At 34.3% G+C, this 13,595-nt stretch carries 14 protein-coding genes and 4 tRNA genes; 13 read left to right on the forward strand and 5 right to left on the reverse strand.

From position 1 onward, the window contains the following. Positions 1-116: 116 nt before the first annotated feature. Positions 117-2,147: an FIDD domain-containing protein gene (locus J3D55_RS06430; protein WP_259129357.1), complete on the forward strand. Its 2,031-nt coding sequence runs from the start codon at positions 117-119 to the stop codon at positions 2,145-2,147. A gap of 110 nt (positions 2,148-2,257) precedes the next feature. Here J3D55_RS06430 and J3D55_RS06435 read toward each other — a convergent pair whose 3' ends face one another. Further along, a complete protein-coding gene (locus tag J3D55_RS06435) occupies positions 2,258-2,617 on the reverse strand; it encodes a nuclear transport factor 2 family protein (RefSeq protein WP_259129358.1) in 360 nt (119 codons plus the stop codon). 70 nt (positions 2,618-2,687) lie between these two features. Between J3D55_RS06435 and J3D55_RS06440 the strand changes: the two genes are divergently transcribed. The 3 genes from J3D55_RS06440 (at position 2,688) to mtaB (ending at position 5,259) form a co-directional block, all read left to right on the forward strand. Beyond that, positions 2,688-3,209 (forward strand): DUF1572 family protein, encoded by a 522-nt coding sequence (locus J3D55_RS06440; protein WP_259129359.1) that lies wholly within the window; start codon positions 2,688-2,690, stop codon positions 3,207-3,209. Further along, on the forward strand, positions 3,206-3,847 hold the full coding sequence (locus J3D55_RS06445; protein WP_259129360.1) for a hypothetical protein: 642 nt from the start codon (positions 3,206-3,208) through the stop codon (positions 3,845-3,847). The genes J3D55_RS06440 and J3D55_RS06445 overlap by 4 nt, the downstream gene beginning before the upstream one ends. Before the next feature lie 65 nt (positions 3,848-3,912). Further along, positions 3,913-5,259, forward strand: coding sequence for a tRNA (N(6)-L-threonylcarbamoyladenosine(37)-C(2))-methylthiotransferase MtaB (gene mtaB / locus J3D55_RS06450; RefSeq protein WP_259129362.1), 1,347 nt, complete (start codon positions 3,913-3,915; stop codon positions 5,257-5,259). An 11-nt stretch (positions 5,260-5,270) separates the two neighbouring features. Here mtaB and J3D55_RS06455 read toward each other — a convergent pair whose 3' ends face one another. Beyond that, on the reverse strand, positions 5,271-5,969 hold the full coding sequence (locus J3D55_RS06455; RefSeq protein ID WP_259129363.1) for a hypothetical protein: 699 nt from the start codon (positions 5,967-5,969) through the stop codon (positions 5,271-5,273). Positions 5,970-6,118: 149 nt separating this feature from the next. Between J3D55_RS06455 and J3D55_RS06460 the strand changes: the two genes are divergently transcribed. The 3 genes from J3D55_RS06460 (at position 6,119) to J3D55_RS06470 (ending at position 9,030) form a co-directional block, all read left to right on the forward strand. Beyond that, positions 6,119-7,636 (forward strand): FMN-binding glutamate synthase family protein, encoded by a 1,518-nt coding sequence (locus J3D55_RS06460; protein WP_259129365.1) that lies wholly within the window; start codon positions 6,119-6,121, stop codon positions 7,634-7,636. 93 nt (positions 7,637-7,729) lie between these two features. After that, positions 7,730-8,164, forward strand: a complete 435-nt coding sequence (locus J3D55_RS06465) for an IS630 transposase-related protein (RefSeq protein ID WP_259128546.1) — start codon at positions 7,730-7,732, stop codon at positions 8,162-8,164. Positions 8,165-8,187: 23 nt separating this feature from the next. After that, positions 8,188-9,030: an IS3 family transposase gene (locus tag J3D55_RS06470; protein ID WP_259128545.1), complete on the forward strand. Its 843-nt coding sequence runs from the start codon at positions 8,188-8,190 to the stop codon at positions 9,028-9,030. 56 nt (positions 9,031-9,086) lie between these two features. On the opposite strand, the gene J3D55_RS06475 is transcribed toward J3D55_RS06470, so the two are convergent. Beyond that, positions 9,087-9,833: a hypothetical protein gene (locus J3D55_RS06475; RefSeq protein ID WP_259129369.1), complete on the reverse strand. Its 747-nt coding sequence runs from the start codon at positions 9,831-9,833 to the stop codon at positions 9,087-9,089. Positions 9,834-9,887: 54 nt separating this feature from the next. Between J3D55_RS06475 and J3D55_RS06480 the strand changes: the two genes are divergently transcribed. Beyond that, positions 9,888-10,331 carry an RNA-binding S4 domain-containing protein gene (locus J3D55_RS06480; protein ID WP_259129371.1) on the forward strand — a complete coding sequence of 148 codons (444 nt, stop codon included), beginning with the start codon at positions 9,888-9,890 and terminating at the stop codon, positions 10,329-10,331. Positions 10,332-10,349: 18 nt separating this feature from the next. On the opposite strand, the gene J3D55_RS06485 is transcribed toward J3D55_RS06480, so the two are convergent. Continuing rightward, positions 10,350-10,865 carry a shikimate kinase gene (locus J3D55_RS06485; protein WP_259129372.1) on the reverse strand — a complete coding sequence of 172 codons (516 nt, stop codon included), beginning with the start codon at positions 10,863-10,865 and terminating at the stop codon, positions 10,350-10,352. A gap of 113 nt (positions 10,866-10,978) precedes the next feature. Here J3D55_RS06485 and J3D55_RS06490 point away from each other — a divergent pair. From J3D55_RS06490 to J3D55_RS06505, 4 genes are all read left to right on the forward strand, one after another. Next, positions 10,979-11,051 (forward strand) — tRNA-Lys (locus J3D55_RS06490). 34 nt (positions 11,052-11,085) lie between these two features. Further along, positions 11,086-11,168: transfer RNA gene (locus J3D55_RS06495), tRNA-Leu, on the forward strand. A 73-nt stretch (positions 11,169-11,241) separates the two neighbouring features. Then, positions 11,242-11,314, forward strand: a tRNA-Lys gene (locus J3D55_RS06500). A gap of 181 nt (positions 11,315-11,495) precedes the next feature. After that, positions 11,496-11,568 (forward strand) — tRNA-Lys (locus tag J3D55_RS06505). Positions 11,569-11,800: 232 nt separating this feature from the next. On the opposite strand, the gene panC is transcribed toward J3D55_RS06505, so the two are convergent. Then, positions 11,801-12,649 carry a pantoate--beta-alanine ligase gene (gene panC, locus J3D55_RS06510; RefSeq protein WP_259129373.1) on the reverse strand — a complete coding sequence of 283 codons (849 nt, stop codon included), beginning with the start codon at positions 12,647-12,649 and terminating at the stop codon, positions 11,801-11,803. A gap of 171 nt (positions 12,650-12,820) precedes the next feature. Between panC and J3D55_RS06515 the strand changes: the two genes are divergently transcribed. Next, entirely contained in the window at positions 12,821-13,591 is a 771-nt protein-coding gene (locus J3D55_RS06515) for a glycogen/starch synthase (protein WP_259129374.1), read from the forward strand. Positions 13,592-13,595: the final 4 nt, after the last annotated feature.

Here is a 13,595-nt window from a genome sequence, read left to right on the forward strand (position 1 = left end):
TATTTTTCCTTTTTTATTGAATTATTCTTTCTTAGATAAGTTATTTTTGATGTAAAATGTTTACATTTGATATACACACAGTTACATTACTAAATTAATAATCAAAATGAAAGGATATGAAAAAACATCTACTACTTTTTTTGTTGCTTTTATCGGGAACTCTTTTTTCTCAGGCAGATTGTTCTACTGCACTTACGGTTTGCGGAAATTCTAATATTACTTATTCTCCATCGGGAATTGGCGCAGTTAATGAAAATTTGGGAGGATGTCTCATCTCGGGTGAACATAATTCGATATGGTACAAAATTACCATCGCAACCGGCGGAACCCTTACTTTTGATCTTACTCCAAGCGATCCGAATGCAGATTATGACTGGGCAGTTTACGGCCCGAATGTTACCTGCGGAAGTTTAGGTGCAGCAATACGATGTAACGCTGCAACCGTGATCGGAGTGGGAGCCGCAACCGGACTCAATATGACGAGCACCATTATAAGTGCTGCAGGAGGTTCATTGACGCCTTACTGTAAATATCTGGATGTTTTACCGGGACAAACTTATTATTTGTATATAGATAACTGGGTTGATGTATTTAATCCTACATTGGCTCCATTTTCTTTAACTTGGGGAGGAACGGCTACTTTGGCTTCACCATTTACGAATCCTACTATACAGACTCAGCCGTTTATTGTACCGGGAGTTCCTGCTGCAAATCCTGCAGATCCAAGGGAAATAATTGTTTGCGAAGATCCTATGATTTTTAATTTTAATACGTTGTCTGCGGGTATTCTGAATGGTAACGCTAATTTTGTAATAAGCTATCATACTTCTCAGAATGATGCGCTTTCGGGAGCAAATCCTATTTTAGCACCTCAAACAGTTAATACAACTTCTACGTACTATTACAGCATACATTATGAAGATCCTGCCAATCCGAATAATCCTATAAATTCTTGTAAACAGGTCGGTTCTTTTAAATTTAAACATGGAAATATTTCGGGAAATAATGTTATTCTATACAGTTGTAATAATAACAATGCGGGGGTGGGAACATTTGATCTTACTTCTGCGGCGGTATTTGCCGATCCTACGGCGGTTAAAAAATATTATAATTCATTGGGTGATCTTAATGCCGGAATTAATGAAATTATCAATCCTGCAGCTTTTGTATCTGCAGAAGGTACAGTGTATGTGAGTATTACTTCTCAATACGGATGTAAGGCAGTTGCCGAAATTTCATTAAAATTTTATCCGGTAGTTATTGTCAATGAGGCAACTTTGAGATCATGTTTTATTGAATCAAAACCTTCGACAGCGTCATTCAACCTTACCCTTGCGCAGGTTACAACACAAACAGGAACTAAAAAATATTATCCGTCTTTAGCAGATGCAGAGAACGGAACAAATGAAATTCCTACTCCGACAGCTTATATCGCTCCAAACGGCGTGATTTTTATAAAAGTATTTAATGGGAACGGCTGTTATGCTATCGCCAAAGTGACTTTAATTGTGCTTGCTCCGGTATATTCAAGTATTCTGGAAGATAAAATAATCTGTATGGAAGATAAGACCACATTAGATGCCGGTCCCGGTTTTACAAGCTACGAATGGAGTACAGGAGCAACGACTCAGGTAATTAATAATGTAGGAGTCGGAACATATTGGGTTAAACTTAAAACAGGAGAATGTATCACAAAACAAGACGTAAAAGTGTATGCTTCCGAGCAGCCTGTAATTTCAAACGTTGATATTTCGAATAATAGTTTTACGGTAAATGTTACCGGAGGAACGCCACCTTATAAATATTCGATAGATGGAATTAACTGGCAGGATTCTAATGCATTTACTAATATTCCTCGTGGTGACAGTCATATTTTGGTGAAAGATGCGTACGATTGTGATCCTATTGATATTACGATTGTTGTTCCGAACTTGGTGAATGTAATTACGCCAAACGGAGATGGTATTAATGATGTTATCGATTATTCTGCATTGGGAAGCAAGCAAAATTTAGTATTCAATATTTTTGACAGATACGGAACAAAAATTTTCCAGGCAGATAAGTTTAACGGTTATAAATGGGACGGAAACCATCGCAGGAAAAAAAGTAGCGACAGGTACTTATTGGTATTCCGTAACATGGAATGAGAATGATAAAAAGAACACCTTATTCAAGTATTCCGGATGGGTAATGGTGAAAAACAGAGAATAAAAATAATTTTAATACATAATAAAACCATCTTGAAAGAGATGGTTTTTTAGTTGAAGGATCTTGTATCTTTAAAATAATCAGAAAGGTATACTATTTTTCCACTTTCCGAAAAATGAATGATGGTGCAGATTTCATTTTCATAAGTTCCTTTTCCGTTCATGTTTCCTAAAGAATTGGTTTGATAAAAATACTTATCATTTCCTAAAGCAAAGATCTCAGAAACACGCCATTCGATCTTTTCATAACGTCTGAAAATAGCTCTGAATAATGCTAAGATTCTTGTCTTCCCGGAAATTTCTTTGGCGGGCGGAATCCAGATTACAGTTTCATCAGTAAACCATTTTTCAAGATGCTCAATGTTTAAGGAATTCAAATCCTGCATAAAATGGCTAATCTTACAATTCATAGGCTGCAATTTACATTTATATACGCGAAAAATAGTAAATTGGTTTTTATTAAAATATTAAATTGCCAGTATGAAAGACTTATTTATAAAACGTTTTGAGTATTACAAATCTCTTGGTGACAAAACTTTTGAACAGCTTTCTGAGGAGCAGATCTTTTGGAAATACAATGAAGAAAGTAATTCCATAGCGATTATTGTAAAACATATTGCAGGAAATATGCTGTCGCGATGGACTAATTTTTTAACGGAAGACGGCGAAAAAAGCTGGCGCAATCGTGACGAAGAGTTTATTAATACTTTTACCACCAAAAAAGAAGTTTTAGATTATTGGGAAGAAGGCTGGAAGTGTTTATTTGATGCTTTAAATCAAGTCAATGAGGATAATTTATATTCTACACTTTATATCAGAAATGAACCACAGTTGGTGATAGATGCTGTTTTTCGTCAATTGGCACATTACCCTTATCATATCGGTCAGATCGTTTATCTTGCAAAAATGATGAAAAATGATGATTGGAAAACGCTTTCCATTGCAAGAAATGCATCGCAGGAATTTAATTCTGAAATGAAAAATCAATTCTCTGAAAAATGAAGAATTTCACCGTACATAAAAACAAAGGAGTTATTTCTGAGGAATTTTTAAATAGAAATATTTCAGATTTTCATACTGCCTGCAAATTTGTTACAGAATTGCCATATAAAAGGAATGCTGATAAAAATAATATCAAATGTATTTTTGATGATTTGGGTGGTACTTGCAGCACAAAACATGCAACACTGAGAAAATTGGCACTTGAAAATCATCAGTCGGATGTGATATTAATTCTTGGAATTTTTAAAATGGATGCGGAATATACTTTTAAAATTAAAAATACTTTAGACAAGTTTAGTTTAAATTATATACCTGAAGCTCACAATTATCTCAAAATTAATGACGAATACTTTGATTTTACAAAACCCAATTCGGAATATTCACAATTTAAAAATAAATTACTGGTTGAAAAGGAGATAGAATACAATGAAATTATGACCGAAAAAGTTTTGTTTCATAAACGTTTTCTGGAAGATTGGATTTCTGATGAAAATGTTTCTTACAGTTTGGATGAAATTTGGGAGATAAGAGAGCAGTGTATCAGAGATTTACAAAAAAGTGATGAGACAGAGATTCAAAATTTATCTTCTGTTTGTTTTGCAAATAGTCCTGATGTCAGAGACGATTATAAACTATAGACCAAATCAATTTAAAATTCATATTAAATTGATTATCTTTGCACCCACAAAATTCAGGAAAATAAATGTCTCACTTTCACAGAACTGCCGCATTTCACACCCTTGGCTGCAAATTAAATTTTGCGGAAACATCTACCATTGCCCGTCAATTGACAGATGCAGGGTACGACAAGGTGGGTTTTGATGAAAGTGCAAATATTTACGTTATCAATACGTGTTCGGTAACTGAAAACGCCGACCGTGAGTGCAAACTTCACGTAAAAAGAGCCATGAAAGCCAATCCTGAAGGTTTGGTGGTAATTGTCGGATGTTACGCACAGTTGAAACCTGAAGAAATTTCACAGATTGAAGGCGTTGATTTGGTTCTTGGAGCCAAAGAAAAATTCAATATTTTAAGTTATCTTGATGATTTGGAGAAATCTGATAATGAGGGTATCGTTCATTCTTGTGAAATTGAAGAAACTGATTTCTTTATTGGAAGTTACTCGATCGGCGACAGAACCAGAGCTTTTCTGAAAGTTCAGGATGGTTGCGATTACAAATGTACGTACTGTACGATTCCTTTAGCAAGAGGGATTTCGCGTTCCGATACCATCGAAAATGTCATTAATAACGCCAAAGAAATTGCCGGAAGAGACATCAAAGAAATTGTTTTAACGGGTGTAAACATCGGTGATTACGGTAAAGGCGAATTCGGAAACAAACGACACGAACATACTTTTTTAGACCTAATTTCAGAGCTTGATCAGGTGGAAGGAATCGAAAGAATACGTATTTCTTCTATCGAACCCAATCTTTTGAAGGATGAAAGCATCGAACTGGTTTCTAAAAGCAAGAGTTTTGTTCCGCATTTTCATATTCCGTTGCAATCAGGAAGCGATGATTTATTGAAAAAAATGAAGCGTCGTTATCTTACGAAATTATACAACGACAGAGTCAATAAAATCCGTGAGGTAATGCCCGATGCGGCAATTGGTGTTGATGTAATCGTTGGTTTTCCGGGAGAAACTGAAGAGTTATTCATGGAAACGTATAATTTCTTGAATGATCTTCCTATCACTTATCTGCACGTTTTCACATATTCTGAAAGAGAAAATACGGAAGCTGTAGGAATGGAAGGCGTTGTGCCAATTCCTGAAAGAAAAAAACGCAACAAAATGCTTAGAATTCTTTCTGAAAAGAAGAAAATGGCATTTTATCAAACCCAACTGGGAAAGACACTTCCTGTTCTTTGGGAGCACGAAAATAAAGACGGCAAAATGTACGGCTTCACAGAAAATTATGTGAGAGTGCAAAAAGATTTTGACCCATCGTCTGTAAACCAGATCGAATTCTTGAAATTAGAAAGAATTGAAGCCGACGGAACGGTTTCTGTGATGAATTCTTTTGAAAGCTTTTTAGAAAAGATTTAATAGAAAATCATTTATTTCTTTCTGCTTTTTCTAATAAAGAATATAATAATCCCAATAATTAAGGCATAAACCAATAATCGACCAATAACTTCACCTGTTTTATAAGCAGTTAATTTTACTTCATCATTATTAAATTGATTTTGAAGAGTTATTCCTTTGCCGAATTTTATGGATGATATTATTTTCTGTTCCAGATCGGTGAAATTTTTATCTGTTTCATTTGATCTGATAAATATGAATGAATGGGGATAATTATTTAAAAGGACAGTAAAATTATCCCATATTTTAGGTTCACCACTGATGGTTGTATTAAAACTTGCCTGCAAGAATTTTAAGCCATTAATTTCTGTGATTTTTTTATCGATTATTTTTCCTTTAGTTTTTTCTAACATTCCTTTTTGGAAACCGTTATAAAATTTAATTAAATCTTCTTCGCTTTCCATATCATATGAAATTCCCTTTTTAGGTTTAATAATCATGATAATATCATCTCCGACAAACGCCTTTACGACATTTTGCTGTAATGTATCTTCTACGTTAAAGTTATCCGGAATTTTAATGGAAATATTTTCACTTACATCATATCGAATTAAATTTTGAGCAAAATTATTGATCGAAAAAAACGCGAAAGGAATTATGATTAATAAACGCTGAAATGTGAAAAGTTGCTTATATTTTGGATAATTTACTTTGTTTTTTTGTGGTGGCATGATTTTAATAGTTTGGTTGAAAGATACAGAATTTCTACTCTCATTTGATAAAGTAAAAATCAAAAATGACCGGAAATTCATCGTTTTTAATGACTGGAATGTGGGAAAGTCTCCTGTATTTTTTTAACTTTGAGAAAATTCAAAATGATATGAGAGATAAATTTTTATCTTGGGGAATTGTGGTGGTAATTGTCGCTTGGACTATAGCATTACTAATTAGAGCAGATTATTGGATACCGATTTCGTTGTCTGCCTTCTATGCATTGGGCGTTTACAACGCCTACCAGTCGAAACACGCTATTTTAAGAAATTTTCCTGTTGTTGGGTATTTCAGATACTTTTTTGAAAGTATTTCGCCCGAAATGCAGCAATATTTCATCGAAAGGGAAACAGATGGAAAACCATTTCCAAGAAATCAGCGTTCTGCAGTCTACAGACGTGCAAAAAACCTGAGTGATACAGTTCCTTTTGGAACTCAGTTGGAAGTGAATCATAGAAAATATGAAGGAATCAAGCATTCGATTTATGCTAAATCTCCTTCAGAAGAACTGCCGAGAGTCTGGGTAGGAGGCGAACAATGTACGCAGCCTTATCATGCTTCATTATTTAATATTTCAGCGATGAGTTTTGGTGCATTAAGCGACAGAGCTCAGATTTCCTTAAACAGAGGGGCAAAAAAAGGTAATTTCTACCATAATACAGGTGAAGGAGGTATTTCTCCGCATCATTTGGAAGGTGGTGATCTTTGCTGGCAAATCGGGACAGGATATTTTGGTTGCAGAGATAACGAAGGGAAATTTAATGCTGAATTATTTACAAAATATTCCAATCTTCCGAATGTAAAAATGATTGAAATTAAATTATCTCAAGGCGCAAAACCAGGTCACGGAGGAGTTTTGCCAGGCGTAAAAAATACCCCTGAAATTGCAAAAATCCGTCACGTCACACCGGGAATTACAATTATTTCTCCGCCGTCACATTCTTCTTTTTCCAGTGCAGCAGGACTGTTGAGATTTGTTCAGCAATTGAGAGAACTTTCGGGCGGAAAACCGGTTGGATTTAAATTGTGTATCGGTGATACCAAAGAGTTTGAAGATATCTGTGTTCAGATGAACGTCTTAAAAATTTATCCTGATTTTATCACCATCGACGGAGCAGAAGGAGGAACCGGAGCTGCACCACCTGAGTTTTCAGATGGAGTAGGGATGCCTTTGGAACCGGCTCTGATTTTTGTTAACAAAACATTGAATAATTATAATGTAAGAGATAAGTTAAGAGTCATTGCCAGCGGAAAAGTCTTAACAAGTCTGGATATTTTGAGAGCAGTTGCAATGGGTGCCGATATGTGTAACAATGCGAGAGGGTTTATGTTTTCTTTAGGCTGTATTCAGGCGTTGAGATGTAACAATAACAAATGCCCGACCGGAGTTGCCACACAAGATAAAATGTTGATCAAAGGGCTTGATGTTACAGATAAAGCAGAAAGAGTGTATCATTTTCATAAAAACACGCTACACACTTGTAATGAACTAATTGCCGCAGCCGGAAGAAGTTCTTATGAAGAAGTAGATGCTACTATGTTTATGAGAGGTGACGAATTTGATCATTTGGCAGATCTTTACTTCCCGGATATTTTGGGGAATGTGAAACAGAAATCGAGATCTTAAATTTTAAGCATAAAAAAGCGCTTCGTTTTGAAGCGCTTTTTTTATTTATCTTATGTCTAGTCCTGAAATAGCGATACAAAAAAAAGAATCGTTATGAAAGAACATTTAGAAACGCTTTATTTAAAGCGCACACAAAAAGATTACAGTTTGAGTTTGAAACTTCAGATTGTAAAAGAAATTGAGTCTGGTAAGTTGGGAATTACCGAATGTCGTAAGAAATATGCGATACAATCTCGTTCTACTATTTTAAATTGGCTCAGAAAATATGGTAACTTTGATTGGGACAATCAAACACCGGATTCTATGCAAAAAACTCCTGAACAAAGAATTATGGAATTGGAGGCTGAAGTAAAAGTGCTCGAAAAACAAAAAGCACTCCTGGAAAGCCAAGCCTACATTGCCGATAAAAAAGCAATTTTCTTCGATATGATGATCGATCTTGCGGAGAGTGAATATCAGATTGATATACGAAAAAACTCCGCATCCGCACAATCAGCAACTTCCGCAGAACAGAAAAAGAAACTTTAGTTTTCACCTGCGGATTGTCCGGATTGGATAGACAAGTCTATTATCGAAGTTTAAAACGAAGCACCGTGCGCATTAGCAAAGCTCAGCAGGTAGTCGCCTTGGTGAAGGAAAAGCGTATAATGCAGCCAAAAATTGGTGGTAAGAAATTGTATTTTATGTTAAAAGAACCTCTGAAATTATTGAATATTGGCAGAGATAAATTCTTTGACATTTTGCGAGCCAATCATTTACTGATTATTCCCAAGAGAAGTTATCACGTCACGACAAATTCGCATCATCGCTTCAGAAAGCATAAAAACATGATATTGGATTATCAGATCACCAAACCGAATCAAGTTTGGGTTGCAGACATTACCTATATTGGAAACAGGGCAAATCCCAGTTATTTAAGTCTGATAACAGATGCTTATTCCAAGAAAATCGTAGGACATCACGTTGCAGACAATTTGAATACAGAAAGTAGTTTGATTGCTTTAAAGAAAGCTTTGAAAAATAAAAAAGTGAATGTAGAATCGCTGATACACCATTCTGACCGTGGTCTACAATATTGCTCGAACGAATACCAAAAAATATTGGAAAGAAACGACATCAAATGCAGTATGACGCAAAACTCAGATCCTTATGAGAATGCCGTAGCAGAAAGGATAAACGGTATTTTAAAACAAGAATTTGATATTGATAAATATGATCTTAAAACACCGTTGAGAAGAAAAATAGTAGATGAATCAATAGAGATTTACAATGAATTGCGTCCTCACTTTTCAAACCATTACCTAACTCCAAACCAAATGCACCAACAACAAACATTGCAAATGAAAACCTATAAAACAAAAAACCAAAGCAAAAACGTTGTTGCTTTGGTTTAATTAATTATTTTTGACCTATAATCTGTATCGGATTTTTAGGACGGGACATTAATTTTTTATTCCTGATTGGTAGGTCTTGTTTGTGCATTATAAACTTCAAAATTAAATACAAAACATCTGTTTTGAAGAGTATATCCAGTGTAATTATAATGTGGGTCTCTGGCAAAAGCTGCTTTTGAAGGGACAAGAATTACCCCTTGTAAGTTGTAAGTATCACCATCAGGTTTATTATCATATGCTTTAAAATACTTTAAACCTTCTTGAAGACCTTCAATTTCGTAGTAACTTCTTAGTTTTGCTGCATCTGTTGTTGCATCTGTTAAAACAGATTTTTTAACATAATAAAATGATGGATCCGTAACAGGAGATCCTGAACCATCAACTGTATTAAGAAGAGATCCTGTATAAGCTGGATTAAAAGCGATACCATCACTGTTCGTTGCAAGATAATAGTTGGCTTTGATCATTGTTCTTATCTGACTGTTAGATTCAATTGTTTTACCGGGAGAAGGCTGTGCTCCGTCTCTCACAATATAAATAACACCAGACGGAAGTTTTACAGGATTAAGTTCAGATAATTTTTTGTAATTATCGTCAGTAGTATCTGTTGAACTGAATGCTTTTATATTTCCTTGAGTATCCAGATAATTATCATCCATGAACTTCTGAATCGCCTGTTCATCATATGAATTTCTTGTTGCGATATCATCCGGCTCTGTAAAAGTTGCCACTTCATCATCATCCTTTTTACAAGCAGAAAAACATAAAGATCCTGCAAGGATATATAAAAATATTTTTTTCATTTCAAAAACTTTAATTACTTTACAAATAATATAACGACAAAAGTATAAAAAATTATGAGAATAGATAAATTTTTATGGAGTATTCGTTTTTATAAGACCAGAACCATTGCTACTGAGGAGATTAAAAAGAACAGAGTTTCTATCGGTACATCGGTTGTGAAGTCTTCTAAAGAGGTAAAAGAAGGAGATGTAATTAAGATCCGTAAAAATCAGATTGATTATAAAATTAAAGTGATTCAGATCCCTAAAAGCAGGATGGGAGCCAAACTTGTACCGCTTCACATAAAAGATGTGACGGATAAAGAGCAGTATGAAATCCTCAAAATGAGAAAAGCATCACAGGATTATTACAGAATCAAAGGAGAGGGTAGGCCAACCAAGAGAGACCGAAGAGATATGGATGATTATGTAGAAAATGAGAACGATGTGGCATCAGATTTTACAGATTGGGATGATTTCTTTGGCGAAACAGGCGATGATTCTGAAAACAAAGATTAATTTGAAAAATAAAAAGCTCTAGAGATAGAGCTTTTCTATTATTTCGTCGACAATTTTTTCAGGTTCTTTCGCATCCGTACTTACAATAAATTGTGCTTTGCTGTAATATTCATTCCTTTCGAATAAATGTTTTGCAATAAATTCAGGAAGATCCTCTTCGGAAATGTTCGCAATCAAAGGTCTTTTTTCTTTTTGTTTCGAAATTCTTTCGGCTAAAGTCGCAATTGAAGCCCTCAAAAAAATACTTTTTGAGTTGTGGTTGATGATTTCCATATTATTATAATAAACCGGAGTTCCCCCACCAAGGCTTAAAACCAAGTTTTCCTGTGTTGCCAAGAGCTCTTCCAAAGTCTCTCTTTCCAGCTTTCTAAAGTAGATTTCCCCCTTTTTCTCGAAGATTTCCGGGATCGTTAATTTATTTCTTTTAGAAATCTCTTTATCTAAGTCAATTAATTTAAAATTGATTTTTTCGCTTAATATTTTGGAAATGTGAGATTTGCCACTTCCCATGTATCCGACTAGTGAAATTATCATGAATTTTTTTAAACAAATGTGCGAAAAAGTTTTGAGATAAAGAAAAAACTCATATCTTTGCACCACTAAAAACGAGGGACATTATCACAGTGTTAATCGTTGATAAAGTGACCGACTCGGTAGCTCAGCTGGTAGAGCAATACACTTTTAATGTATGGGTCCTGGGTTCGAATCCCAGCCGGGTCACTAGCAAGAAAATTACTAGATTTTGTAATTTATTGCCTGCGTGGTGAAATTGGTAGACACGCCATCTTGAGGGGGTGGTTTCCTAAGGATGTGCTGGTTCGAATCCAGTCGCAGGCACACTGCAGAAAAATTGAAATAATTAATGTGATTTATTAGAATTTAATTTTATATTTATCATATAATTGTGACCGACTCGGTAGCTCAGCTGGTAGAGCAATACACTTTTAATGTATGGGTCCTGGGTTCGAATCCCAGCCGGGTCACAAGTTTACTGAAAAGTAAATTTTTTTCATATTAATATTTTGTGATTTGGTGTTTTAAAGGCTTCCGCAAGAAGCCTTTAATTTTTAAAATAAATTTTTGCAGGTACAAAAAAATAGTGTATCTTTGCAGCTCTTAAAAATGGAAATCGTTTTTTTAAATGTTTTTCGTCGATAAGTGACCGACTCGGTAGCTCAGCTGGTAGAGCAATACACTTTTAATGTATGGGTCCTGGGTTCGAATCCCAGCCGGGTCACAAGTTTACTGAAAAGTAAATTTTTTTCATATTAATATTTTGTGATTTGGTGTTTCGAAGGCTTTCTCAAGAAGCCTTCGATTTTTTTATTGTATACATCTTAATTTTTCAATTTTAATAATTCAGTTATTTAAATTCCAAAACAAAACTCTTTTACATTAAATAAAAAAGTGCTGCTTAATAATTAAACAACACTGATTTTTATCTTGAAAAATAATTTAAAATATTTAAATTAATCCAAATGCATATTGTCAATTAATCTCACTCCATCTACAATCACGACAATAAATGCTCTGAAACTTCTACCTTTATAGAAAAAATCTGTTTCTTTTAAAGTGTCTTCGTCTGCAATTAAGAAATATTCCAATTGCATTCCTCTTTGCTGGTCGAAAATATCCTGTACTTTTTCTTTAATTTCTGAAATTGGCTTTACTCTGAACCATTCATTCACCTTTTTTAATGTTTCATAGATAACTTTTGAGTCCTCTTTTCTGTCTTCGTGTAATCTTTGATTTCTTGAGCTCAATGCCAATCCGTTTTCACCTCTGTAAATAGAAACGCCTATTATTTTAACCGGAAGTTTTTTCTTTTCAACCATTTTCTTGATAATGGCTAATTGCTGGAAATCTTTTTCACCAAAATAAGCGGTATCTGGTTTTACCTGATTAAAAAGCTCTTCGACAACCGTTCCGACCCCATCAAAATGTCCCGGTCTCGATTTTCCTTCCATTTCATTTTCCAAACCATCGAAATTATAGCTCTGGCTTTCAGTTTTTTCGGGATAGATATCGGTAACTTCAGGAATATAAACGGCATCTACTAATCCTGAATTTTTAAGGATTAAAATATCTCTATTAATATCTCGCGGATATTTGTTAAGATCCTCAGGATTGTTAAATTGGGTAGGATTAACAAAAATTGACGATACTACCAGATCATTTTCTTCTTTTGCCTTTTCATACAGGGATAAATGCCCATTATGAAGAGCACCCATTGTAGGTGCAAAACCTATTTTTTTGCCCATTTCTTTCTGTCTTTCAATGAAATCCTGAAGAACTTTCTTACTTTTTAAAACTTCCATAGTTTATTTTAATAGTATTTCAAAAATACTAAAAATATCATATAATTAGGTGTGGTTTTGATAATTTGGAAAAGGGAATTATCGTAAAAAAATGTTAATTAAATTAATGTTGGATGTTTTTTTGTAATTTTGCACATTAAAGCATTTTTACAAAAAATTAGATAGAAGTTTATGCCGAATCAAAAAATACTGTACATTACTACAGAAATGTATCCATATCAGGAAGATACCAATATGGCTGCAGTGGTAAACAAAATGGCACTTAAGATGCACAATGAAGGCAATGATGTAAGAGTTTTTATGCCAAGATTTGGACAAATTAGTGAGAGAAAATTCCAGCTTCATGAGGTAATTCGCCTTTCAGGAATGAATATTATTATTAATGATCTAGATCAACCTCTTATTATTAAAGTAGCATCTCTTCCTGGGGAAAGACTTCAGGTTTACTTTATTGACAACGAAGAATACTTCAAAAGAAAACAATATTATTTTGATGACGAAGGACAACCCTTCGAGGATAACGACGAAAGAGCAATCTTCTTTGCAAGAGGGGTAATTGAAACAATCAAGAAACTAAACTGGGTTCCTGATGTAATTCACCTAAATGGATGGATGGCTTCTTTCGTTCCAATTTATCTGAAAACTTATTACGAGTCTGATACTTATTTCAAAGACGCTAAAATTGTTCTTTCTCTATACAACGAAAAAGACGCTCCTTTGGCAAAAAATATTAACGAAAAACTTAAGTTTGATAATATTTCAGGATTAAAAGCGTTAGATAATCCAACGGTTAAAACTTTTGTCATGGAAAGCATGAACTACGTAAATATGGTAGTAAAAGGAGATGAATTCTTAGATGAAGACTTGGATAAAGCTTTCAATGAAACATCTACTGAGAAATCAGAATATCTTGACGTAGATTCTATAAATCAACTTTATTAAAAAA

Origin of the sequence: Chryseobacterium ginsenosidimutans (genome assembly GCF_024807225.1) — a bacterium.
GTDB classification, from domain to species: domain Bacteria; phylum Bacteroidota; class Bacteroidia; order Flavobacteriales; family Weeksellaceae; genus Chryseobacterium; species Chryseobacterium ginsenosidimutans.

What these genes read in the sequence shown, in the direction of transcription:
- J3D55_RS06480 (WP_259129371.1), top strand. Translation starts at nt 9,888, where the DNA reads ATGAGAATAGATAAATTTTTATGGAGTATTCGTTTTTATAAGACCAGA.
- J3D55_RS06460 (WP_259129365.1), top strand. Translation starts at nt 6,119, where the DNA reads ATGAGAGATAAATTTTTATCTTGGGGAATTGTGGTGGTAATTGTCGCT.
- J3D55_RS06515 (WP_259129374.1), top strand. Translation starts at nt 12,821, where the DNA reads ATGCCGAATCAAAAAATACTGTACATTACTACAGAAATGTATCCATAT.
- J3D55_RS06440 (WP_259129359.1), top strand. Translation starts at nt 2,688, where the DNA reads ATGAAAGACTTATTTATAAAACGTTTTGAGTATTACAAATCTCTTGGT.
- J3D55_RS06430 (WP_259129357.1), top strand. Translation starts at nt 117, where the DNA reads ATGAAAAAACATCTACTACTTTTTTTGTTGCTTTTATCGGGAACTCTT.
- J3D55_RS06475 (WP_259129369.1), bottom strand. Translation starts at nt 9,833, where the DNA reads ATGAAAAAAATATTTTTATATATCCTTGCAGGATCTTTATGTTTTTCT.
- J3D55_RS06445 (WP_259129360.1), top strand. Translation starts at nt 3,206, where the DNA reads ATGAAGAATTTCACCGTACATAAAAACAAAGGAGTTATTTCTGAGGAA.
- panC (WP_259129373.1), bottom strand. Translation starts at nt 12,649, where the DNA reads ATGGAAGTTTTAAAAAGTAAGAAAGTTCTTCAGGATTTCATTGAAAGA.
- J3D55_RS06435 (WP_259129358.1), bottom strand. Translation starts at nt 2,617, where the DNA reads ATGAATTGTAAGATTAGCCATTTTATGCAGGATTTGAATTCCTTAAAC.
- J3D55_RS06465 (WP_259128546.1), top strand. Translation starts at nt 7,730, where the DNA reads ATGAAAGAACATTTAGAAACGCTTTATTTAAAGCGCACACAAAAAGAT.
- mtaB (WP_259129362.1), top strand. Translation starts at nt 3,913, where the DNA reads ATGTCTCACTTTCACAGAACTGCCGCATTTCACACCCTTGGCTGCAAA.
- J3D55_RS06485 (WP_259129372.1), bottom strand. Translation starts at nt 10,865, where the DNA reads ATGATAATTTCACTAGTCGGATACATGGGAAGTGGCAAATCTCACATT.
- J3D55_RS06455 (WP_259129363.1), bottom strand. Translation starts at nt 5,969, where the DNA reads ATGCCACCACAAAAAAACAAAGTAAATTATCCAAAATATAAGCAACTT.